This is a genomic window from Segetibacter aerophilus, assembly GCF_007991655.1.
Lineage (GTDB): Bacteria > Bacteroidota > Bacteroidia > Chitinophagales > Chitinophagaceae > Segetibacter > Segetibacter aerophilus.
In genome coordinates this window covers 32,503-55,591 of sequence record NZ_BJYT01000001.1, presented here as the reverse complement: position 1 = coordinate 55,591, position 23,089 = coordinate 32,503, and the positions used below count along the sequence as shown (strand labels likewise).

At 41.9% G+C, this 23,089-nt stretch carries 15 protein-coding genes; 9 read left to right on the top strand and 6 right to left on the bottom strand.

What is annotated here, in order from left to right:
* Positions 1-166 precede the first annotated feature (166 nt).
* The 4 genes from SAE01_RS00185 to SAE01_RS00170 all read left to right on the top strand — a co-directional run bounded on the left by SAE01_RS00185 (position 167) and on the right by SAE01_RS00170 (position 5,740).
* Positions 167-3,352, top strand: a complete 3,186-nt coding sequence (locus SAE01_RS00185) for a PVC-type heme-binding CxxCH protein (protein WP_147201511.1) — start codon at positions 167-169, stop codon at positions 3,350-3,352.
* 40 nt (positions 3,353-3,392) lie between these two features.
* Entirely contained in the window at positions 3,393-4,271 is an 879-nt protein-coding gene (locus SAE01_RS00180; protein ID WP_147201510.1) for a ThuA domain-containing protein, read from the top strand.
* A gap of 165 nt (positions 4,272-4,436) precedes the next feature.
* Entirely contained in the window at positions 4,437-5,288 is an 852-nt protein-coding gene (locus SAE01_RS00175; protein ID WP_147201509.1) for a sugar phosphate isomerase/epimerase family protein, read from the top strand.
* Positions 5,289-5,371: 83 nt separating this feature from the next.
* Positions 5,372-5,740, top strand: a complete 369-nt coding sequence (locus tag SAE01_RS00170; protein WP_147201508.1) for an SPW repeat domain-containing protein — start codon at positions 5,372-5,374, stop codon at positions 5,738-5,740.
* Between the two features lie 60 nt (positions 5,741-5,800).
* Here SAE01_RS00170 and SAE01_RS00165 read toward each other — a convergent pair whose 3' ends face one another.
* The 3 genes from SAE01_RS00165 to SAE01_RS00155 all read right to left on the bottom strand — a co-directional run bounded on the left by SAE01_RS00165 (position 5,801) and on the right by SAE01_RS00155 (position 11,732).
* Complete coding sequence (locus SAE01_RS00165) at positions 5,801-6,361, bottom strand: NUDIX domain-containing protein (protein ID WP_147201507.1); 561 nt, start codon at positions 6,359-6,361, stop codon at positions 5,801-5,803.
* Between the two features lie 745 nt (positions 6,362-7,106).
* The gene (locus tag SAE01_RS00160) at positions 7,107-10,436 is read right to left on the bottom strand and encodes a UTP--glucose-1-phosphate uridylyltransferase (protein ID WP_147201506.1); all 3,330 of its coding nucleotides are present in this window, start codon (positions 10,434-10,436) and stop codon (positions 7,107-7,109) included.
* Between the two features lie 345 nt (positions 10,437-10,781).
* Positions 10,782-11,732, bottom strand: a complete 951-nt coding sequence (locus SAE01_RS00155; RefSeq protein ID WP_147201505.1) for a UTP--glucose-1-phosphate uridylyltransferase — start codon at positions 11,730-11,732, stop codon at positions 10,782-10,784.
* 196 nt (positions 11,733-11,928) lie between these two features.
* On the opposite strand from SAE01_RS00155, the gene SAE01_RS00150 reads away from it, so the two are divergent.
* The 4 genes from SAE01_RS00150 (at position 11,929) to SAE01_RS00135 (ending at position 17,172) form a co-directional block, all read left to right on the top strand.
* The gene (locus SAE01_RS00150) at positions 11,929-13,017 is read left to right on the top strand and encodes an amidohydrolase family protein (RefSeq protein ID WP_246113122.1); all 1,089 of its coding nucleotides are present in this window, start codon (positions 11,929-11,931) and stop codon (positions 13,015-13,017) included.
* 210 nt (positions 13,018-13,227) lie between these two features.
* Positions 13,228-14,481, top strand: a complete 1,254-nt coding sequence (locus SAE01_RS00145; protein ID WP_246113121.1) for an acyltransferase family protein — start codon at positions 13,228-13,230, stop codon at positions 14,479-14,481.
* 47 nt (positions 14,482-14,528) lie between these two features.
* Positions 14,529-15,680, top strand: a complete 1,152-nt coding sequence (locus SAE01_RS00140) for an amidohydrolase family protein (protein ID WP_218029040.1) — start codon at positions 14,529-14,531, stop codon at positions 15,678-15,680.
* Between the two features lie 73 nt (positions 15,681-15,753).
* A complete protein-coding gene (locus SAE01_RS00135; RefSeq protein ID WP_147201504.1) occupies positions 15,754-17,172 on the top strand; it encodes a Gfo/Idh/MocA family protein in 1,419 nt (472 codons plus the stop codon).
* Positions 17,173-17,367: 195 nt separating this feature from the next.
* On the opposite strand, the gene SAE01_RS00130 is transcribed toward SAE01_RS00135, so the two are convergent.
* The 3 genes from SAE01_RS00130 to SAE01_RS00120 all read right to left on the bottom strand — a co-directional run bounded on the left by SAE01_RS00130 (position 17,368) and on the right by SAE01_RS00120 (position 19,765).
* Positions 17,368-18,423 carry a phosphotransferase enzyme family protein gene (locus SAE01_RS00130; protein WP_147201503.1) on the bottom strand — a complete coding sequence of 352 codons (1,056 nt, stop codon included), beginning with the start codon at positions 18,421-18,423 and terminating at the stop codon, positions 17,368-17,370.
* Between the two features lie 83 nt (positions 18,424-18,506).
* Complete coding sequence (locus tag SAE01_RS00125) at positions 18,507-19,280, bottom strand: glucosamine-6-phosphate deaminase (protein ID WP_246113120.1); 774 nt, start codon at positions 19,278-19,280, stop codon at positions 18,507-18,509.
* A 38-nt stretch (positions 19,281-19,318) separates the two neighbouring features.
* Complete coding sequence (locus tag SAE01_RS00120; protein ID WP_147201502.1) at positions 19,319-19,765, bottom strand: nuclear transport factor 2 family protein; 447 nt, start codon at positions 19,763-19,765, stop codon at positions 19,319-19,321.
* A 244-nt stretch (positions 19,766-20,009) separates the two neighbouring features.
* Between SAE01_RS00120 and SAE01_RS00115 the strand changes: the two genes are divergently transcribed.
* On the top strand, positions 20,010-23,072 hold the full coding sequence (locus SAE01_RS00115; protein ID WP_147201501.1) for a SusC/RagA family TonB-linked outer membrane protein: 3,063 nt from the start codon (positions 20,010-20,012) through the stop codon (positions 23,070-23,072).
* Positions 23,073-23,089 lie beyond the last annotated feature (17 nt).

Sequence of the window (23,089 nt, the reverse complement as noted above, 5' to 3'; positions counted from 1 at the left end):
TCTCGTTTGAATGTTTTTAAAGCCATTTTTCTGCTTTGGTTAATAGCTGTAAAACTTTTAGATTTGATATCAAAGCCATCACATCCGCGAAGGAAAAAATTTTTCTTTTGATTTCTTCCTTCTACCTGCAGGCTTATTCTGTATAACTACTTATAAAATCTAACGAATGCTTTTTACCCGAGTAAAGGATAATCTTAGAATTGTATTTCAAATCCTTATTATTCTCTCCATTGCTTTTGCCTCCTTTTACTTCACCCAATCCAATCCTCCGGGTTTAAAACTCAAAAAAGGATCACATATTATTTTAGTGGGCAACAACCTTGGGTCGCGCATGATGGAATTTGGGCACTTTGAAACTGAAATGCACCTGAGGTATCCCGACAGTTTGCTGTATATCCGCAACATGTGCGATGGTGGCAACACGCCGGGTTTCAGACCTCATTCAGGCCGCCCTTCACCGTGGGCCTTTCCTGGAGCTGAAAAATTTCAGACAGAACTTGCGAGGGCTTCCGACAGCCAGGGATTTTATGAAACACCTGATCAATGGACCAGCAATCATAAGGCGGATATCATCATTGCTTTCTTCGGTTACAACGAATCTTTCCAGGGTAAAGAGGGGCTCGAAAATTATAAGGCGGAATTAGATGCTTTTATCAAACATACCTTAAGCCAAAAATACAATGGGGTTACTCCACCACAGCTTGCTATTGTATCGCCTATTGCATTCGAAAATCTTTCTGCCAAATATGACCTGCCCAATGGCAAGCAGGAAAATATAAACCTTGCCCTTTACAGTGAGGCTATGAGAGAAGTTGCCGGCAAAAACAAAGTACATTTTGTAGACGCTTTTACGCCTACCAAAGAATGGTTCGAAAAAGCTAAAGACCCGCTCACTATTGACGGTTCTCAATTGACTGATGCAGGCTATGCAAAGTTCTCTACTTTGTTGACAGACCAAATTTTTGGTAAAGTGCCAGCCTTAGCGGAAGCTCACCGCCAACTGGTTCATGCCGCGGTAATGGAAAAAAACTGGATGTGGCACAACGACATAAAAATTCCTAATGGTGTGCATGTGTACGGTCGCAGGTTTAATCCTTTTGGGCAAGACAATTATCCTACTGAATTAGTTAAGACAAGACAGATGACAGCTATCAGGGATACCGCCATCTGGAAAGCAGCCAAAGGCGAACAAATGGATGTTGCGGCGGCGGATGCGAAAACAGTTACACTTCCAGAGATAAAAACAAACTATAACCCGGACAAAAATGGTAGCCTTGAATACCTATATGGAGATGAAGCGCTGAGTAAACTAAAAGTAGCACCGGGATATAAAATAGAAATGTTTGCTTCAGAAAAGGAATTTCCAGATTTAGCGAAACCCAACCAGTTGTCTTTTGATAACAAGGGTCGATTGTGGCTAACTACTATGCCAACTTATCCCGCCTGGAAACCAGGGGATAAAAAGCCGAACGACAAGATCATTATTCTAGAAGATACAAATGGAGATGGTAAGGCTGATAAGTCCACTGTTTTTGCCGACGGCTTATATCTGCCGGTTGGTTTTGAACTTGCTCCTGAAGGAGTATATCTTTCACAGGGAACCAATCTTGTTCTTTTAAAAGATACTAACGGTGATGATAAAGCAGACAGCAAGGAAATTTTACTGAGCGGTTTCGATGATCATGATACGCACCATGCCCACCATGCATATACAGTAGATCCATCTGGTGCAATTTATATGGGTGAAGGCGTTTTTCTGCATACAAACGTTGAAACCTCTTATGGCCCAGTCCGTGCTACAAATGGTGGTTTCTACCGCTACAATCCACAACGTCGTCAACTCGAAAGAACTGCTCAAGTTTCAATTCCTAATCCGTGGGGAATTGCGTTTGACGACTGGGGCGAAAACTTTTTTGCAGAAACATCGAGCCCCAATGTTAGATGGATGATGCCAAGTACAGTAAAATCAAGGTACGGTGTATTTTCACCGCTTTCGGCAAACCTTGTGGAGGCAAAGCATATGGTACGTCCAACCTCCGGTTTAGAGTTTATTTCAAGCCGTCACTTTCCTGAGGACGTGCAGGGCGACTATCTCATCAACAATACCATTGGCTTTTTAGGTACTAAAGACCATACGCTTCGCGATGACGGTACCGGTTACAAAAGCAGTCATCGGCAGGATTTGTTAGTATCAGAAGACAAAAACTTTCGTCCCGTTGATATGGAGTTTGCCCCTGATGGTTCGCTTTACGTAGTCGACTGGCACAATGTGCTGATTGGGCACATGCAACATAATGCCCGCGATCCTCTTCGCGATCATGCTAAAGGTAGAATTTACCGCATCACCTACCCTTCAAGGCCTTTGGTTACACCCGCCAAAGTTGACGGTGCCAGCATTGACGATTTATTAAACAACCTGAAGCTTCCTGAATACCGCACCCGCTACCGTACCCGCCGCGAACTTAGAGGACGCAATGTTAGTGAAGTACTTTCGCGTGTAAACGACTGGGTGGCTAAACTTGACAAGAATGATCCCCAATACGAGCATCATTTGCTTGAGGCACTTTGGGTGACCTGGGGTATGAATAAAGTAGACCAGAAACTCCTTCGCCAATTACTTCAGGCGAAGGATTACCGGGCAAGAGCGGCCGCTGTTAGGGTTGTGAGATATACAGGGCACCAGGTAGCAGACCAGGCTACCCTACTCGCACAAGCTGCCAGCGATGTTCATGGTAGAGTTCGACTTGAAGCAATCGTAGCTGCGTCGTGGCTCGACAAAACAAAAGGTCTGGCAGTATTAGCAGAAGCTGCAAAAAAGCCGCTAGATCAATGGATGGAACCAGCTTATGAAACAGCATTGGCACATCTGAACGGTCGCGAGGTTCCGGAGAAAAAAGAAGCATTTGCTAAAACAGACTTAAAAGGTCAAGACCTTGAGCTATTCAATAAAGGACGTGCTATTTACAATCGTGATGGTTATTGTGTTACCTGCCATCAACCTAACGGTAAAGGCCTTACCGCATCCGGCTTTCCACCGCTTACGGCAAATAACTGGGTGTTGGGTAACCAGGACAGGTTGATAAAAATTGTTTTAAAAGGATTGTATGGACCGCTCGAAGTTCAGGGAGTCAAGTACTCAGGGCAAGTACCAATGACACCTTTCAGCGGCATGCTTAAAGATGATGAAGTGGCTGCCGTAATAACTTACGTCAGGAACTCTTTTGGAAACAAAGCCTCTGCAGTTTCTCCGGATCGTGTAAAACAGGTTAGGGCGGCAACTAAAAATAAAACTGGCTTCTATTCGCCTCCCGAGCTACTGAAACAGCATCCGATGGAGAAAACAAATTTATAATCGCGAAGGCATAACAAAGCTTGTCAATCTTACAACTTCAATGAAAAAATTAAGAGCTACAATAGGATATTTTTTGCTGTGCTTTTTCCTGGCTGCCAACTTTTGCTCCTGCGCGCAAAACAGGAAAAATGCCAGCGCTAAAAAGCCCATGATTGTGTTTGTTACCGGCGACCACGAATACAGTGGCGAAGCTACCCTTCCGTTGATTGCTGCAGAGCTGGAAAAGAATTATGGCTTTCAAACAAAGTTTTTGAAAGCGTTCCCAGACCATAATTCGGAAGAGAATATTCCCGGGTTAGAAGCCTTAAAAGAGGCGGATGTTGCAGTCTTCTTTCTACGCTGGCGTAGGTTGCCTGCCGACCAGGTAAAGTATATTGAAGACTATCTTAAAAGTGCTAAACCTGTTGTTGGTTTTCGTACAACCACCCATGCTTTTAATTACCCAAAAGGTCACGAGCTGGAAAAATGGAACTCTTTCGGTGAACTGGCATTCAACGCTCCCCCCGGCTGGGGTGGTAAAGCCAATCATACCCACTATGGCCATAAATCCACTACCGATGTTTCGATTATTCCAGAGGCGTCTAAAAACCCCATTCTGACAGGGGTTGGAAATAATTTTCATGCAAGTTCATGGCTGTATAAAGTGCTTCCCGATTACCCTGCAAAAGGATCTACGTGGCTCTTGATGGGTCACCCTATTAATCCCGATAAAAAAGATGCAACCGATCAACCAGTTGCCTGGACCGGAAAGAATAGTTACGGGGGCAAGTTTTTTATAACTACGCTTGGTCACCCCGAAGACTTTTCTGTCGAGCCTTTTCAGCATCTTGTTATCAATGCGATACACTGGGCTGCAGGGAAACCTATCCCTAAAAAATGGGCTGGAAAAATAGATATCAATGTCCCTTACCGGCAGTAACTACTCAAAGGTCATAGTGTTATTGTGAGCCAACCTTCGTTAATACTATGAATCATTCGTTGCGTCGCACTCTTGTACTTTTTTCCCCATATTCAGCACCGACGGAGCCTTCACCAATTATTGTCACGAACTAAAACTCACCGATCCTAATTAAAATCTTTCATCATGAATAAGATAGGATTTAATGTGCTGGCCTGGTCAGCTGTAATTTCAGATGAACTGAAGCCTGTTGTTGAGCGACTTAAAACAATAGGTTATGATGGCGTGGAGTTTTTTGTTGGTGCTCCCGGAGATGCTGCATATAAATGGATGGGAGACTATACAAAGGAATTGGATTTAGGAGTAACGACTGTCATGGTCGTTGGTAAAGATGAAAACCCCATCAGCAGCGAGCAGCCTGTTAGATCCAAAGCCCTTGACAGAATTAAATGGGCGGTTGACCGCGCTCATGATTTGAATTCACCAATCCTTTGCGGTCCTTTTCATTCGGCTCATGCACACTTCGCCAAAAGAGCTCCGGAGGACCAGGAGTACCAATGGGGTGCAGAAGTATTGCGTGCAGCAGGTGAGTATGCGGCGCAAGCAAACATCACCCTTGCACTCGAAGCTTTAAATCGTTTTGAATGCTATTTGTGTAATACGATGGAACAGTTATTACGCCTGGTAAAAACTGTCGATCTTCCAAATGTGCGGGCTATGTTCGATACACACCATGGTAATATTGAAGAGAAAAATTTCAGCAGCGCGATTTCTACTATAGCCCCTGTACTTGCTCATGTTCACATTAGTGAAAATGACCGCGGCACACCCGGCGACGGCCAGGTACGTTTTGATGATGCATTTTCAAGTTTGGCAAATATCCAATACAAAGGGTGGCTAACTATTGAAGCTTTTTCAAGGAACGATCCTGACTTTGCCAATTCCATTGGCGTATGGCGCGAATACTCAAAACCCTGGGATATTGCTGAAAAAGGTTTACACTTTATCAGGGAAATGTGTGGCAAACATGGATTGTAAAAAAGTTAGAATTGTTTCGCTCTCCGTACACGTCATCTTCCGCCTTGGCTTATAAATTGTACTTATAAAAAAAACGTAATACGATGAAGAAGCCAATTAGTCGCCAGATGCATGGAGTTGCCGATTATGCTTACGCTCCTTTGATGTTTGCTGCACCTGAAATTATGGGTTTTGATGATGAACCAAAGGCGCAAACTATCTGCAGATCAGTAGGTGTTGGTGTGTTAGCTGCAACTATGCTTACGAGGGCAGAGTGGGGATTGTACAAAGTGCTACCGTTTAAAGCCCATTTAGCGCTCGATGTCGCCGTAAGTCTTTTTTCCATCGCTGCCCCATGGATTTTTGGCTTTGCTAATAACACCAAAGCAAGAAATACTTTTATTGCAATGGGTGCTGTTGGTGGGGTAGTGACTGCTTTATCAGAACCAGAAGAAATGTTAGTTGTTGAATAGTTCAAGTGCTAGAACTATTCCTAAAGCAATCTAGTGATCTTGGTTGCCTGCCGTGTTTTTTTATGTCAACTTTCCTTCAAGCAGCAAGATCCTAACTTTTAGTATGGCTGCTACTGCAATCGAGTCGGTGATGGTACCATTTTCAACCATTTGATAAGCTTCATCGAAGGGAACTTTTTTGACAACCAGTTGCTCGGTTTCCTCGGGCATTGCTTCTTCTTGTTGTAGGCCTCTTGCCATGAAGATTGTTCCGAATTCATCAGTTACTGAATTGGATAAATGTAGATCTAGAAGTTTTGTCCACTCTTGTGCAACAAGCCCTGTTTCTTCTTTTAATTCACGTTTAGCCGACTCTAATGCGTCTATTCCCAATGGCCCGCCCCCTTCCGGTATTTCCCAGCTATACTTGTTCAATGGAAAGCGATACTGCCCAACGAGGTACGTATTCAACTCGTCATCCAACACAATTATTCCTATCGCATTATTCTTAAAGTGCACTTTACCATAAATCCCCTTTCCTCCTGCCGGATTTAGTACATCAAATTCCGTAACGTTTATCCAAGGGTTATTGTAAACCTCTTTTTCGTTTACAATCGTCCAAGGGTTATGTTGTTCGTTCATTCTTTCAAAATTAATACTCCTTGTTATACGCTTCGACTAATTGTTCCGGGACTAAGCTATGTACTACTGTTGCTTCAGCATTTGTATTTAATGCTTATTTTTTTTGTCTTTGAAATGGAACTGAGCTGAAAAACATTCAAAGCATCAAGGAACAACTGTCTTTCACCACAGTACTACAAAAGCACATTTGAAATACCAATTCCGAAAACGGGCTGTTTCGTTTTCGGAGGCCTTTTTTTGTTTCTTTTTTGGGCAAGCAAAAAAGAAAATATTCTAGAGAAGAATTAAAATACAAATGCTCGCATACTTACCCATGTTCAACAGATTCCTTTTTCCCAAAAGTCCTATGTGCAGCTTGTCACTTTCTTTTTCTTGAAAAAAAGAAAGTAACCAAAGAAAATTCAAGAAAGGAACGATAACAGCCCGTTCCTTTCATTATTCTTTGATTTAGCTTTTGTACTACTGTGGTTTCAACAGTAGGTTTTCATGCTTATTCTTTTTTGTCGTCTGAAATAAAAAAGAGCCGGAAAACACTTAAAGCATCAAGGCTCCGCTGTCCTTCACCACAGTACTACAAAGACTAATTGAAATACCAATTCCGAAAACAGGATGTTTCGTTTTCGGAGGCCTTTTTTTGTTGCAGGGGGCAAGCAAAAAAGAAAATATTCTAAGGAAATGTTTGCATCGTACGGAAAACTCAAGTCAGGATTAAAGACCGGCATGAGACTCTTGCCGGGGTCACTTTCTAAAACTTGCACAAGCCCTCTACATAATCCTTACTTCCATCAGTCACCCAAGAATCTAGCTGGGCCGGGTCTTTCATTTGTTGGCCGCGGTTTCTTTGTACCACCAGGTATCCACATTTTAGATCCGTCAATGCGGTCATATCGGTCCACAGCTTTTCTATTTGCGCAACCGGGTAAATGTCCTCCTGTCCATGACCCCAGCGATACTTTACATCTTTGATTGTAACATAAGTGGGTATTCGATGCGCTACACTTCTAACAGCTTTGGCCAGTTGTGCCTCATCACCTTTTTGTAGGTCTTCACGGGTTAATCCAAATAACTTCAATAAAGGATCAATTTGAATCCAGGTGGTGTTTGAGTTGTAATAGCTCAAAGCAAGCTCGTCTTCCTCTCTTGGCTGAGCTAAACCTTCCAGCAAACGCAGTCGTCCATTTACACGCGCCAATCCACCTCCGCGGTCTTCAATCCTTCTGGCTATCACTTCAAAGGTTAGTACATTTCCTGATTGTAAATGATACTCCAATGCGGCAGGATCTACATCAGCTCCTAATGTATCTATGTTGTGCAACATGATTGTTTGCACTTGGGGCTGCTGTTGTAAGAGCCGTGCAAGGGTTCCGTTTCGCAGCAGGTTTGAAACTTCATACCAGTGACCAAGAGGAGAAAATCTTTGAGCGGCAATGTTGTCAACATAATCTGATCCCTCGCCTTTTGACTTTGCCCAGCCTATCATCGTTGTTCGAACTGCGTCGCGTACTTTTTGCTTGTTTTCATCAAGCGTTTCCTGCGGCATTTCTTCGTATAAGAAACGAAGGTCTCTTTCCATTGGAACATATCGTTGTCCAATTGATCGTCCTTCTGAAAGAAATACGCCACCTCCATAGCCAAAGTTTTTAGTCTGGTTTAGTTTCTTATCGATTGCAGAATGTGTGAGGTAGCTGGTAGCGACAATATGAGGAATGTTAGTATTGTACTTTTTCGCAACCTTTTTCGTTTTTGCCAAATGGATTTCAAGGAAGCTTCGATGCACTCCTTCCATCTCGACAAATGGATTGATTGCTTTGATAACACCAGCACCTTTTGTCCAGCGTGTCCCGATGCCGGCAGCAAGGCTCATAACCGCAACTTTTCCATCTATAATAGCTTGTTCGCCTTTGGTAGTTAATTGAAGATTTTGCATCACTCCAACATCGCCTTCCTGTATATCCTCAATCGATGTTTCGGCCGGCAGACGATTCCGTGAAAGTCCAATTCTTCCTTTTTGCAATTCTTCACGGAGTTCTTCGTGTTGGATATAGTCAAAGCCATTCTCTCTTTTTATCTTGTCGGCTTTTTCATTCTCGTTGCTCCTGTTGCTCTGTGAGCTCGGATCAGAAACTTTAAAAAGATTGCTTACAATGGTTCTCAGTAGCGGATAAGAAAGATTGTTTTGCTCGCAAAGGGTAGTGAAAAAATCTATTTCAGCGCGGCGGATATAAGATATAGTTGCAGGATCTTTTCTAACCAATTCAGAAACATGAATAGCATAGTACTGTTCGGGCATCATTGCTTCTGAACCTTCATGCAAAGTCGACCAAGTGCCTTTATCATTGATACTCCAATTGTAAACGACAGGTTCCATTGCAAAAGGCAATGAGGAGGATAATTCGTTTTTAGTTTCGCGAAGAATGTCCAGTACCCTTACTTTATATCGTTCGTATTGTCCCGGGTTCACAAACATTCCCATACCACCACCCGACATGCCACCTAACATTAGGAAGCCAAAGTAATCTTCACCAAATTCCTTTTTTGCTTTTCCAATTATTTGCTCAGTAAAGTAAGTAGTAGCCCATGGAATAATTGTCTTGATCGGACCAAAAAAATTATCCTCGGTACTTTTTGCAAGTTTTTTGATATCTCCTTCTTTGATGGCTGAAAGTATGTTATCAAAAATCTGGTTGGTCTGTTGACGAGCACTCCATTCTTTTTCGCCACGTAGAAGATATTTTTCAGTTACCATCTCTAACACAGGACCAACATTTGAGGCCATACCACCATGCATTAACACCAGTGACTTAGTAATCTTTTCAGCAATTTCGGGATGCACTTCTTCGCCTTGCAAAACCCTGTGTCTGGGCAACAACGTTCCGCGGCTGATACCAAACTCGGGATCGCCTTCCCCTGCAAAAGTTCCCTGGATTGCTTTTATGCCAGGCCAAACACCACCTGAGTCTTGCCATCCTCCGCCTGAGCCACCAATCCATTCACCTAGTATAGCGCGTGAAGCAACGAGACGCCTTTCACTTTCTTCCAATCCACCTTCAAGTTTTTGCGTTTGCTTTGTTGCCCTCATCAGCAAGCTAATGATTGAACCAAGCAAGTTTGTGGACACGGCAAAACGGGAACCTTTCGGAATGTCATTCACCTTCGTGACCACTTCAATTCCCATCCCGGGTGCAACGATACGAGCGAGGATATTTTGCAGAGATTGATTGGTGCCTTCGAAAGAAGGCGGTATTAATCCGGATGCAATAATGCCCGCTTTTACAAGGCTTAGATAATCATTACCAAAGTTGAACAGATCTGCAAGATCATGAATGTCTTTAGTGGTGTTTAGATCGATACTGGTTATTCTTACAACTGGCTCGGTGATTACACGAACATAACTGTGTAATGGCGGCCTGATATCTTTATCACGACCAAATACACCAAGGTTAATAGATAAATTAATGACCCTTGCTCCTTCGGGATAGTCCATACCCAAAAAGAAAATGTCTGACCAGCCGCTATGGGTAAGATCCATTCTTACAGAAGTATTTTCGTGTAAGACGGGATAAAATAAAGAGCCTTCCTGCCGCTTTAATAATTTCTCATGAATTCTTATAGGATGCTCTTCTTCATGCCCCACTCTAAACATCCACTGGTTACCCTTACTTGATCGCACGCTTTTTCTTACCTGGTCTGCTAAAATCTGGAAAGAAAGGTGGTGGTAGCTTTCCGCTAATGCACTAAAAAGGGTTGCGTTTGGTCCGTTTATTTCCAGCTCTTTTAGAAATGTAGAGATGCCATGTTCAAAGCGTCTCGCTAGTAAATCCTCAAATCCTGCGTAAGGTATTTTTCCTGCAGATGGTGTGCCTTTATCTTCCTGCAGGAAGAACCGGAAGCCTGCATATAAGAAAAGGATTGCTCTTACTTTATCGTATAAGTTGGGTGTTGATTTTCTAAAACCGTCTAATTCCAACAGCGCTTTAAACAGATCTTTTGATGATAGATTTTTGCTTAGAGCAAAAAAAGATCTATTGCGTTTTGAAGTTTCTGTTGATGTGATTGTTTCTATAAAAACATTCATGGGTGTTCTATGTTTTATTTCCAGTTAGTTTATAAAAGCTACCTGTATTTGTTTTTCAAAACCGTTCTTAGCTCATAGCATTGCTCGAGCCGCTGGGCTTCGTTCTTGCAACAGGACTCCACCCCCTTGTTCCAGAAACTGCTACGCATGTTTCTGAATTCCTTCGCCTTCGCTCAAAACCCAACCGACTGATGTACCTTATGCAAGAACTGTTGGATGGAGCAAATTGGGTTAAATTACTTTCTTGCCAGTAAGATCTTTAGTACAAGTGTGCGACGCAACGATGTTGATTGCAGCGGTAGTGGTGATTACCAAAAAATTGCCTTAAAACATTTATACCTCTGCTTATTTAAAATTTCTTCCGTTTGCTTCGGCAAGTAACTCGACTAATGAGGTGAGTGTTTCATTGTGAGCTTCTCCCGCAAGTCCGAGGGCTACTTGAGCACGGAGGTAACCATGTCGTCCACTTAAATCGTAACGGCTTCCTTTCATTTCTAACGCAAGATATTTTTCGTTTTGTGCCAGTTCCTGCAATGCAGGTGTTAGCAAAATGTTGGTTGCCTGTTGCTGCATTTGCTTTTCAAGCAACTCGAAAACAGCAGAAGTAAAAACATGCATACCGAAGAAACATAGATAGTAACCTACCCGCAAACCCGGCGTTTGCAGCTCGAGTTCAGCAACACTAAGCGAAGGTTTTTCTATGATTTTTTCTATCTGGTAAACACCCTGTTGACTTGGTAATTGCTTTCCTGTGAGCGTTCCGTAACGTGTTATCTGGTGCTCGATCGTAGGGTTAACTGCAGACACAGAACATTGCTCCTGCGTAGCAAGATCTATCAACTGCTGAGCGCAACGCTTTTGCAAAAGGTTAGATACGTACAGGTAATCGCCCAGCAACAAAAGAAAGGGTTCATTGCCAACAAATTGTTTTGCACAATAAACGGCGTGACCATAACCTAAAGTTTCCTTCTGTTCAACAAACTGGATGTGGCCCAACAAGAAATCAATTTTTTCTGCTTGAGCCCTCGCCCAGTCAACTCGCTTGAAAGAGTTGTTGAGGTTATCTTTCAAAGAATTGAAAGCATTGATATAGCGGTCGCCATCACCGGGAGCACAAATAATACAGATCTCTTCGATGCCACTGGAGAAAGCTTCCTCTGCAATAATCTGGATGACCGGTTTATGCAATCCATCAATATCAATTACCGGAAGCATGGCTTTTTGAATAGTGTCGGCTACCGGGTACAATCGTTCACCTCGGGCAGCAGCAGTAATAACAGCTTTTTTTATTTTCATTTGTTGATTATACTTTAATCGAATTCAAAGACGAGCGATGGCAAAGAAAAGTTATTCTGAATTAAATTAATGTTTCAGCTGCATTAAATACGTTGCATAGTAATACAATAACTCTTGGAAAGCTTTAATTAAATTTTTGAGGGATTTCAGAAATGGCATAAATTGATTTTCGATTGCTGTCATAAAACTATTCACCTTGAAACTTACTTCTCTAATCAACTCTCTCTTGTCGTTGATTGTGCTTGTTGTTTGCCTGCCCGCCCTCTCCCAGAATATGGACAACCTACAGCTAAAAAGCTTCAGACCTGCATCAATTTATAAAGTGCCTCAATCAAAAATTGAAAGGGCTAAGTTTCCTGTGATTGACTTTCATTCTCATGATTATCCAAAGTCAGATGCGGAGGTAGATGCATGGGTGAAAAGGATGGATCAACTTAATATTTCGAAAACCCTCATTCTATCTTATTCAACGGGTGCAAGACTAGACTCAATAATTGAGAAGTATTCACGCTACAAAGACAGGTTCGAGGTGTGGTGCGGCTTTGATTATACGGGTCATGAAAAGCCCGGTTGGGAAAAGCATGCAGTTGCTGAACTTGAAAGATGTTATAAAAAAGGTGCAAGAGGTGTAGGCGAATTGGGCGATAAGGGCTTAGGTGAATTGTACTCAAAGCCAACGCCTGATTATGGACTACACATCGACGATCCTGCAATGAAACCGTTGTTGCAAAAGTGCGCCGAACTGAAGATGCCCATCAGTATACACGTTGCCGAAGATCAATGGATGTATGAGAAAATAGACTCGACGAATGATGGATTAATGAACGCTGCCAAATGGCACGTTGATCAAACTAAGCAAGGATTACTAGGTCATGATGAATTAATAAAGACCTTGGAAAATGCCGTAAAGAACAATCCACGAACTACATTTATTGCTTGCCACCTCGCCAACACAAATTCAGACATGAGTGTGCTGGGTCGGCTCTTCGATTTATACCCGAACCTCTATGCAGATATCGCTGCACGCTACGCAGAATTTTCACCCATTCCCCGGTATACCAAAGCTTTCTTCGAAAAGTATGCTAACAGACTTGTCTACGGAACGGATATGGGCCCAACAAACCTGATGTATAATACTACTTTTCGAATACTTGAATCTGCAGACGAACACTTTTACGAACACCGCATGTTTAGTTATCACTGGCCTTTATACGGCTTGAACTTGAATGACGAGACACTGCAAAAAATATATGGCGGAAACGCAAGAAAGATTTTAAGCCACTAAAAAGACTAGGAGTAGATGAATATTTGTTGACCGGCATTTGTTCCTTTTTTCAACATCGTTGTGTCACTCACTTGTACTTTTAGTTTTCTATTCATTCAAACCTGCAGCAGAGGTTTGCAGCAAAATGACAGGAATATTGAAAATTATTAATTGAAAAAGGTGCGCAAGAAAGCCCGCCATCTCCAAAAATAAAGTATTAAAAAACAAACTATGGCCAATACTGCTGAAGCTGTATTTCCACCCCATGCCGACTCTACTGTTGCGACAGGTGCCGCTGTTAATCCGGCTATGCCTTCTAAAAGAGTAGCCTCGGTGGATGTTTACCGCGGCTTCGTAATGTTATTGATGATGGCAGAAGTCCTCTCACTCGAAACTGTTTCTGAGAAGCTTCCTGGCAACCTTTTTTGGCAATTTCTCGCATTTAATCAAAGTCATGTTGAATGGACGTGGTTGTCTCTTCATGATATGATTCAACCTTCTTTTACATTTCTTGTCGGCGTAGTCTTGCCTTTCTCTATCGCCAGCAGAAAAAATAGCGGCGCCTCGCACGGAAGCGTGTTAATGCATGCGCTCAAGCGTTCTCTTATCCTCATACTTCTAGGCATCTTCCTGCGATCTATGCATGCAAAGCAAACGAACTTTACCTTCGAAGACACTCTAACACAAATCGGCCTTGGATACACCTTTTTAGTGCTGCTTTCTTTTTATTCAAGGAAGGTATGGTTGACAGCACTCAGTGTTCTGCTTATTAGTTATTGGTTAGCCTTTGCGCTCTACCCGCTACCAGGTGCAACCTTTGATTACACAGCGGCAGGAGTAACTCCGGATTGGGAGCATAACTTACACGGGTTTGCAGCACACTGGAATAAGAATACCAACCTGGCCTGGTCCTTCGACCGCTGGTTTTTAAACCTTTTTCCCCGGGAAAAGCCGTTTCTTAGAAATGGTGGCGGGTATGCTACCCTTAGTTTTATACCCACTTTAGGAACCATGATTATCGGCCTGTTTGCTGGAGATGCTATAAAAGCGCAAAGTTCATCGGGAGATAAATTAAAGTTTTTTGTTACCACCGGCATTGCATTAATTGTTGCAGGAGTCTTGTTGCACGTAACAGGGATTAACCCAATCGTAAAGCGTATCTGGACACCCGCCTGGACCATTTTTAGCGGCGGTATCTGCTTTTTATTCCTTGCCTTTTTTTATTGGATCATTGATGTTAAGAACAAAAAAAGCTGGTCCTTCTTTCTCACGGTAATTGGCGCGAACTCAATTGCTGCATACGTACTTGCCGATGGCGGGATGAGGTCGGTTATCTCTCAGTCGCTGCATATTCATCTTGGAAAGACTTATGACCATTTGTTTGGCGACGCATACTCAACTCTGGTAAACGGCACACTCGTTTTATTCTTTTTATGGCTGATCTTGTATTGGATGTATAAGAGAAAAATCTTTATTAAAATTTAATGAGGCTAAGCTTAATGATATCGCCATTCAAGCTTAAGCATTTTTAAATGATCGATTCTTATAACAAGATGAAATTATACAACCTCGTCCCATATCTGAGTTTACTTGTAGTATCAGTTTTTTTACTGCAATGTAGTCCTGCAAATAAAGCAGCTTTAAACACTGGCGCTGGCGAAAAGGACTTTTATTCCGTTGATGATTTCCTAAATGTTATAAAGTATGATACCCACGTTCACCTCAACGTTGATGATCCCACCTTTGTCGCACAAGCCAGAGCAGACAACTTTCGGCTGCTTGCTGTAAATGTAAACCCATCTTATTACCCGCCTATTGAAGAGCAAAGGCGAATTGCAATGAAGTTGGTTAAAGCTAATCCTACTCAACTCGCATATGCGACTACCTTTTCATTAGATAATTGGGAAAGTGAAGAATGGCAGCAAAAAGCTTTAAACTACCTGAAGGAATCTTTTGACAAAGGCGCTATTGCAGTAAAGGTTTGGAAAAACGTGGGAATGGAGCTGAAGGATAAAAATGGCAAGTTCGTGATGATCGACAATGAAAAATTTGATCCAATCATTGATTATCTTGCTAAAAGAAAAATCACTTTAATTGGTCATCTTGGTGAACCAAAAAATGCATGGCTGCCTCTTGATCAAATGACTATAAAAAGCAACCAAAACTATTTTAGCAAGCATCCCGAGTACCATATGTATTTGCATCCTGAGTATCCAACATACGAGGACCAAATAAGCGCAAGGGATCATATGCTGGAGAAGCATCAGGATCTGAGGTTTGTAGGAGCGCATTTAGGAAGCCTCGAATGGAGTATAGAAGAACTGGCAAAAAGACTTGACAAGTTTCCTAACATGGCGGTAGATATGGCAGCAAGGTTATCAGCCCTTCAATACCAGGCGGTAGCAAATTGGAAAGGGGTTCGTAATTTTTTTATTAAATACCAGGATAGACTTATTTATGCAACAGATCTTGAAGTTAGTGCACCCGTAAAAACAGCAGAATTGCAGAAGCGCGTGCACGAAAGTTGGCTGCGTGATTGGAAGTTTTTTGTAAACGATGAAGCAATGCATTCAACAGGATTTGATGCAGAGTTCAAAGGGTTAAAGTTGCCGAAAACAGTTATTGACAAAATTTATAGAACTAACGCAGAAAAATGGTTTCCCGGAATTAGTAGAACAAAATGATAATTGGTGATAGGATAACAATAAAGGTTTTTAGAGCATTTTTTAAAATATTAATAAAATAAACGCCATAGCAATGAAAGATAATCGCCGGAATTTTTTAAAACTCACCAGCCTTGCAAGCCTTGGGGTCGCAGGCGGTGTAATGAAAGGTTTTTCCAAAGGACCAGAAGGCGATCATCCTTCTAATCCGGGTGCCAACGAATTTTTTGCAGACCGCTTTAATATGTCAGGGTACGCTGCACCTAAAATAGAAAATGTGAGAGTAGGTTTTATTGGCCTCGGTATGCGCGGTCCTACGCATCTTACAAATATGACTAAGCTAAGCGGGGTGTCTATCATGGGCCTGTGCGATATAAGGGAAGAGAGCGTCCTGAAAGCGCAAAAAATGATTGATAAGTCCGGGCAAAAGCCAACCCACTATTTCGGCGATAAGGATGCATGGAAAAAGATGTGTGACCGGAAAGACATCGACCTTATTTACATTGCTACACCGTGGGCTCTGCATGTGCCGCAGGCCGTGTACGCGATGGAGCAAGGGAAGCATGTGGCAATTGAAGTGCCCGCAGCAAGAACGTTAGATGAATGTTGGCAGCTGGTAAAAACTTCTGAAAAGACAAGGAAGCATTGCATGATGCTTGAAAATTGCTGCTACGACTTTTTTGAGCTGATGACTCTAAACATGGCCAGGCAGGGATTCTTTGGCGATGTAATTCATACTGAAGGAGCATATATCCACTACCTATTAGATCTGAATTTTAAAAAAGACGGCTACTATGATATGTGGCGGCTGAAGGAGAATATTGGAAGAAACGGAAACTTGTATCCAACTCATGGTCTTGGACCTATCTGCCAGGTAATGAACATCAACAGGGGAGATAAAATGGACTACCTGGTTTCGATGTCTAGCATCGACAATATGATGGCGGCCGAAGCAAAAGAACGGGCGGCAAAAGATGAGTTCTATAAACCTTTTGTCAACAAGCCTTACCGCGGTAATATGAATACGACGGTTATTAAAACGAATAAAGGCAGAACGATTATGGTGCAGCATGATGTTACATCGCCTAACGTATACTCAAGGATTCATAAGATCAGTGGCTCCAAAGGATCGGCTTTAAAATATCCTACACCAAGAATAGCTTCAAGTCACGACAAGTGGCTTACTGAGCAGGAGTTTAAATCATTGGAAGAAAAATACCAGCCCGCAATTGTGAAGAAAGTAGGTGAGTTGGCGAAGCAAGTGGGCGGACATGGAGGAATGGATTTTTTAATGGACTGGCGCCTGATTGATTGCTTAAGAAACGGCTTGCCGCTTGACCAGGATGTGTATGATGCTGCGTTGTGGAGTTCCGTTGCACCTCTTAGTGAAAAGTCTGTTGCTAACAGGTCAAGTTCTGTTGATGTACCCGACTTTACAGGAGGCATGTGGAAACAAAATACGCCTGTTGATATTTCCCTCGAACGTGGAGGAAATACATTGGTTAAATTATAAAGTCTCTAATCATCAGCCAGGTTTATAATCGATAACCTGGCTGATGATTACTGCCCAATAGAAAAACAAACAGTACCAGTGAGTGACACAACAATGTTCATTTGAGACCCTTCAGTTGGTAACAAAATTCTCCCTTTATAAACACTCCTGTATCATTCAGCTATTATTCTCATTCTTGTGGTGGAGCCTTAAAAACTAATGTTTGTTTTGTTTTACCTTTTGCATGAGATGCTGTTCTTGTTCTTCTAAGCTTTTCAATAGGTATAATTGGTTGACAGCTCGGTTAAAATTTTGTCCCTCGTAGGTAGCACCATAATACACGTCGTTCATTAGATGATCAGCTAGGAAGCGAATTGCCTGCATGTAAATCATAAACTTGCCCGCGTATATAAAGCTGCCTTTTTCTTCCGCTGTAAGCTCATTACCCATCTCTGATAAATAACCTTCAACAATAGCGACAAAGTATTCTTCTCTTACCTGAACGGCAGAAAAATCTGTCTCTTCCTCACTTGCTGCCGCAAGGTAAGTCCGCATCATATCGCCGATGTCACTAATAAAAAAACCTGGCATTACAGTGTCGAGGTCGATGATACACAAGCCTTTGTTTTGCTCGTCGAAAAGCACATTGCTGATCTTTGTATCATGGTGCATCACACGTTTTTTGAATTGCGGGTTTTTCTTGATTTGCTCAAACTCATCGACGATGTAGTGATGCTTCTCTAACTGCTTAATAACATCTGAAGATTGTACAAGCCTCTCTTTATTTCCCTCGCGTAAAGAGTCTTCAAACTGTTTGAAACGAAGGGTGAGGTTATGAAAGTTAGGAATGGTTTCCTGCAAAACGCTTTCATCAAAGCCTGATAAATGGTGCGAAAATCTTCCAAACTGCTGGGCTGCTTCATAAGCCAGTTCGGAGCTTTCTAATGTTGTATAGGTAACAGAATTTTTTACAAATGGAAACATCCTGAAGTACCCCTGATCAGACTGTACTAAGTCGCTGCTGTTAGAAGATGGTATAGGGGTAACAAAAATGTAGTCTGGATAATGTTGCTTTAAGTAAGTACCTACAGCGCGAATATTATTTGAAATGGCGAAAGGGTCCTTAAAAACATTGATATTAACCTGCTGCAAAATGTATTCTTCATCATCTTTCTTGAAGTGCCAGGTATGATTTATAAGACCTGCGCCAAAAGGTTTGATCGTCCACTCTTCCGGGGTTAACCCGTACTTTCCTAATATGGTAGCTAGCATTCTTTAATGATGTGAAATGTAGTAAATGAACGGATAGAGTATTTTGAACAACAGATCGTCTTCATACTCCTTTATCAACTTATCTAAGTACCTGAAAGACCGCCGGCAGAAGCTCTATCAAGATACAACGTGCAGTCTGGATGTGTTTGAAGAATGCTTGCAGGGTAAAGATTACTAACAGCTTGTTCAACTGTATTTTTTACTGCGGTTGCTTTTCGTTCATCGGGTACCGAGCAGATAATATTTTTAGATTTCATGATTTGATTTATCGACATGCTAATGGCTTTACGCGGAACAACATCTAGAGACTCAAACCATCCTTCGTTTAGTTGTTGTCGGCGGCAAGCCTCATCTAATTCAACTACCAAATAGGGGTCTTCGGTATTAAAATCAGCAGGCGGATCATTGAAAGCGAGATGACCATTTTCACCAATACCAACAAGGGCTACATCGATGGGATATTGCGTTATTAAATTGCCAAGTCTCTCACACTCTTCTTTTGGATCGCCTTCCCCATCGATCAGAAAAACTTCCTTTAAAGGCTCGACTTTTAGTATAAACCTTTCCTCCAGGTATTTTCGAAAACTGGCAGGATGAGTTATCGGAAGACCGATGTATTCATCCAAATGAAACATTACTACTTTGCTCCAGTCAATACCCGGATCGGATACTAGTTGTTGGAGTGTATGGAACTGGCTGGTACCTGTTGCTAAGATAATATTAGCGATTCTCTTTTCTGCGATGGCTCCGCGAATTAATTCTGCGGCCGCCGTGCCTGCAGCCTTACCTAATTCTTCCGCATTTGAGCTGATGTTAATTTCCATTTCTGATATAAATTCTGTTATTAAAAATTTCATGAAACACTTCGGGAAGTAGAACAGTTGAGTTGGCGCTCTTACTTATTTGGCTTGACTGTAGTTGAATGTAGGAGCTTTATTTTCCAATCATTGCCTTCTTTTACCAGCACGGCACTTTCAAGCCAGTTGGCATTTCTTGGCTTTCCATTAATCAACATCTCCGCTGTGTTGTTATAGTAAACCCATGCAGTATTAGCCTTTACTTCGGTCTTAATAAAATCCAGTTTATTGGTACGCTTGAAATCTGTTTTCTTTAAAGGAGCCAAGCGAGCTGTAAGCGAATCAAGGTTCCAGATTGCGCCACTTTCCAATACGATCATATCTTTTGTTGCATTTTTGCTGATTTTAGAAAAATCAAGTTCAGCAATTCCATCAAACATTTTTATAATCACCTCATTTACCTTTCTCTCTTCTACCGAAAAAGTTTGGGCATTCACAGATATTGATGATACCATAAGCAGCATTATTAGTATTTTATCTCTCATAGTATAAATTTAGAAGTACTTATTTTATAATCGGCTTTATGCCCTAATTATGTTAAAAGTAATTTCTTTATTCAGAGTTAGTTAGAGTGCTTGAAAATGATGAGACTCTTTTACTTTTAATTCGTTAGATGTAAATTGGTTTCGCCAAAATTGCCCTCCTGTTACTAATTGCTCAACGGCTAAAATAAGAGAAAAGGTGAGCCCCCAAGAGTCGATTTTATTATTTTAAACCAAAAAAAAGTTTATGAGATTGTTTGTACCCCAGAGGTGTTTGCATTTGCCCATGCCTTTCATTCAGAAGCTGCTGCTTGTCAGCTTTTCCACTGTTTTCTTCTTTGCTTTTTGCCTCAGTGCCGAAGCAAAAAAACATTCACCACCGCCTATTGAGATTACTGGTAAAGTAACCGACGACAAAGGTGAACCCGTTCCCGGAGCGTCAGTGATAATTGCCGGAACAACACAGGGTACTACTACAAATAGTGCCGGTGAATTTGTTTTGAATGTCCCAAATCAAAATGTAAAGCTTGAAATTTCCAATGTTGGTTTTCAAACTAAAACCGTTCCAGTCGGTAACGGTGGCAACATAACAGTGTCATTGGTCAAATCAGTAGCGGGTCTTGACGATGTGGTTGTTGTCGGTTATGGTAGAGTAAGAAAGCGTGACCTGACTGGTTCTGTTTCATCTGTCGCAGCTAGAGACATTACATCATACCCTGCTCCGGGTGCATTGCTTGCACTACAAGGTAAAACAACCGGCGTGCAAGTGCTGCAAAATTCAGGCGCTCCGGGAGCTCCTATCACTGTTCGGGTACGGGGCGCGAATTCATTGTTAGGTAACAATGAACCACTATATGTCGTGGATGGTTTTCCATTAACTAGTGACCCGAACGCTATTAATCCTAATGACATCCAATCTATCGAGATCCTGAAAGATGCCTCTGCAACCGCTATCTACGGATCAAGAGGTGCAAATGGTGTGGTACTTATTACAACTAAAACAGGAAGAGTTGGAAGGAGCGAAGTAACTTTTGATAGCTATTATGCAACTCAAAAGGTAACTAAGATGATCCCAATGATGAATGCCAGGCAGTTTGCTGAAGTTGCAAACGAGCGTGCAGCTAACGATAATGTTCCTGCATATTTTAGAACAGGCCAAATTGACTCGTTTGGAGTTGGAACAGACTGGCAAAAAGAATTATTCCGTACAGCACCAATGCAAAACCATGCAATCAACGTAGCAGGGGGAAATGAAAGCACGCAATACTCAGTATCAGGAAGCTTTTTAAAGCAAGACGGTATCATCGCGGGTTCAGCTCTACAGAGAGGTTCTTTAAGGGCTAACCTATCTCAAAAGGTTAGTGACAAAGTCAGGCTGAGTTATAACGCTGTTATGACCAACACCGATCTATCTCAAATAGACATTAACGGTCAAAAAGGTGGAACCACCTTGTCTGCTGTTTTGGTTGCTCCACCAACCATCGCTCCTTTTGATGCTAATGGAAATTACAGTAATGTGCGTGCCTACGTATTCAGCCCTAATGAGTTAAGAAACCCATTAGCTATTTCAACTCAGCGCCGGCAAAAAGCAAATACGAAATATATTCTTGCCGGTACTGCTGTAAATTATGAACTGGTAAAAGACTTGATGTTCAGATCTTCGATAGGTATAGAATCAGCCAATACCCGAGAGGATATTTACTCTACCCGCCTACTCGATAACACACCTACAGGAAGTGCTTCGATCGGGTTTATCAATCTTATGAATATTCTCAACGAAAACACCCTAACCTTTAATAAGAAGATAAACGAGGATAACAGTATAAATGCCTTGGCTGGTTTTACATACCAGGATAATAAAGTTAAAACTGCAGGTACTGGCAACATATCAGGTTTCTTAACTGACCAGTTTGAAACAAACAATCTTTCTGCAGGTACAGTCTTCGGAACGCCTTCCAGTAATTCTTCCCGGTGGACTTTGATCTCTTACCTTGGTCGTGTCAACTACTCCTTTAAAAATACTTACCTGTTAACTGCAAGCATAAGGGCTGACGGCTCATCACGTTTTGGAGAAGGCAACAAGTGGGGATATTTTCCATCAGCAGCTTTTGCCTGGAGAGCTATTAACGAAGGTTTTATGAAAAATCAAAATTTCATGTCAGACCTTAAATTCAGAGCATCGTGGGGAGTTACGGGAAATACCGCTATCAATCCCTACCAGACACTAAATACACTGACCACTTACAACGCGGTTTTCGGTGATACCCGTTACGTTGGTTTTGCTCCAAACAATAACAGCCTGGCTAATCCGGCGTTGAAATGGGAAACAACCATTCAGACTGATTTCGGATTTGACATTGGAGTGTTAAGAGACCGCCTTAGTCTAAGTTTCGATTATTACAACAAAGATACCCGTGACTTGCTTGCCAGCATCCAATTACCCACTTCAGCCGGATATTCTAACACCCTCAGCAATGTGGGAAGAATAAGAAATAGAGGTATTGAACTGGGTCTAAACGGAATGATTATAGATACCAGGGCAGTAAAATGGTCAATGGGCGTAAACTTCACTAAAAATAAAAGCAAGGCAATTAAGCTAGCCGGCGGCAGCGATGTCTTCGGCGAAGCCATACCTCAGCCACTTTCTGTTTCAGTAAACCTTGTTAGAGAAGGTCTTCCGGTTGGCGTTTTCTACGGATTTCTTGAAGATGGCCTTGATGCAAACGGCGCTATAAAATACAAGGATCTTGATGGAAAAGCCGGTATAACAAACGCTGACAGAACAATTATCGGCGATCCAAACCCTGACTTTATTTACAACATGAATTCGCGTACAAGCTTCAAAAATTTCGAGCTAAACTTTTCCATCCAGGGAGTTCAGGGTAACGATATTTTCAATGTGAACAAAACCGCGGCAGCGAATAGTTTCTATTTCGGAGAAAACCAGATTAGCGATGTGTATTTCAACCATTGGACTTCATCAAAGCCTGACCCTACGGCAAAATATCCCAAACTAAGTACTAAGACTGTATTCTCTGCTTCAGATCGTTTTGTTGAAGATGGGTCTTTCTTACGGTTGAAAAACATTCAACTTGGATATAACATCCAACCTTCTAAGTTTGGCGTACGGTGGATCAAAAACTTCCAATTGTATGTAAGCGGCCAGAACTTACTGACTGCAACAAAATACTCATGGTATGATCCTGAAATAAATACTCGTGGAGGAACTAATTCATTTTCCAACGGAATTGATAACGCTGGTTACCCTAATGCTAAAACTTATACAATTGGAGCCAGAATGACTCTTTAATCTTAAAAGCAATTAAA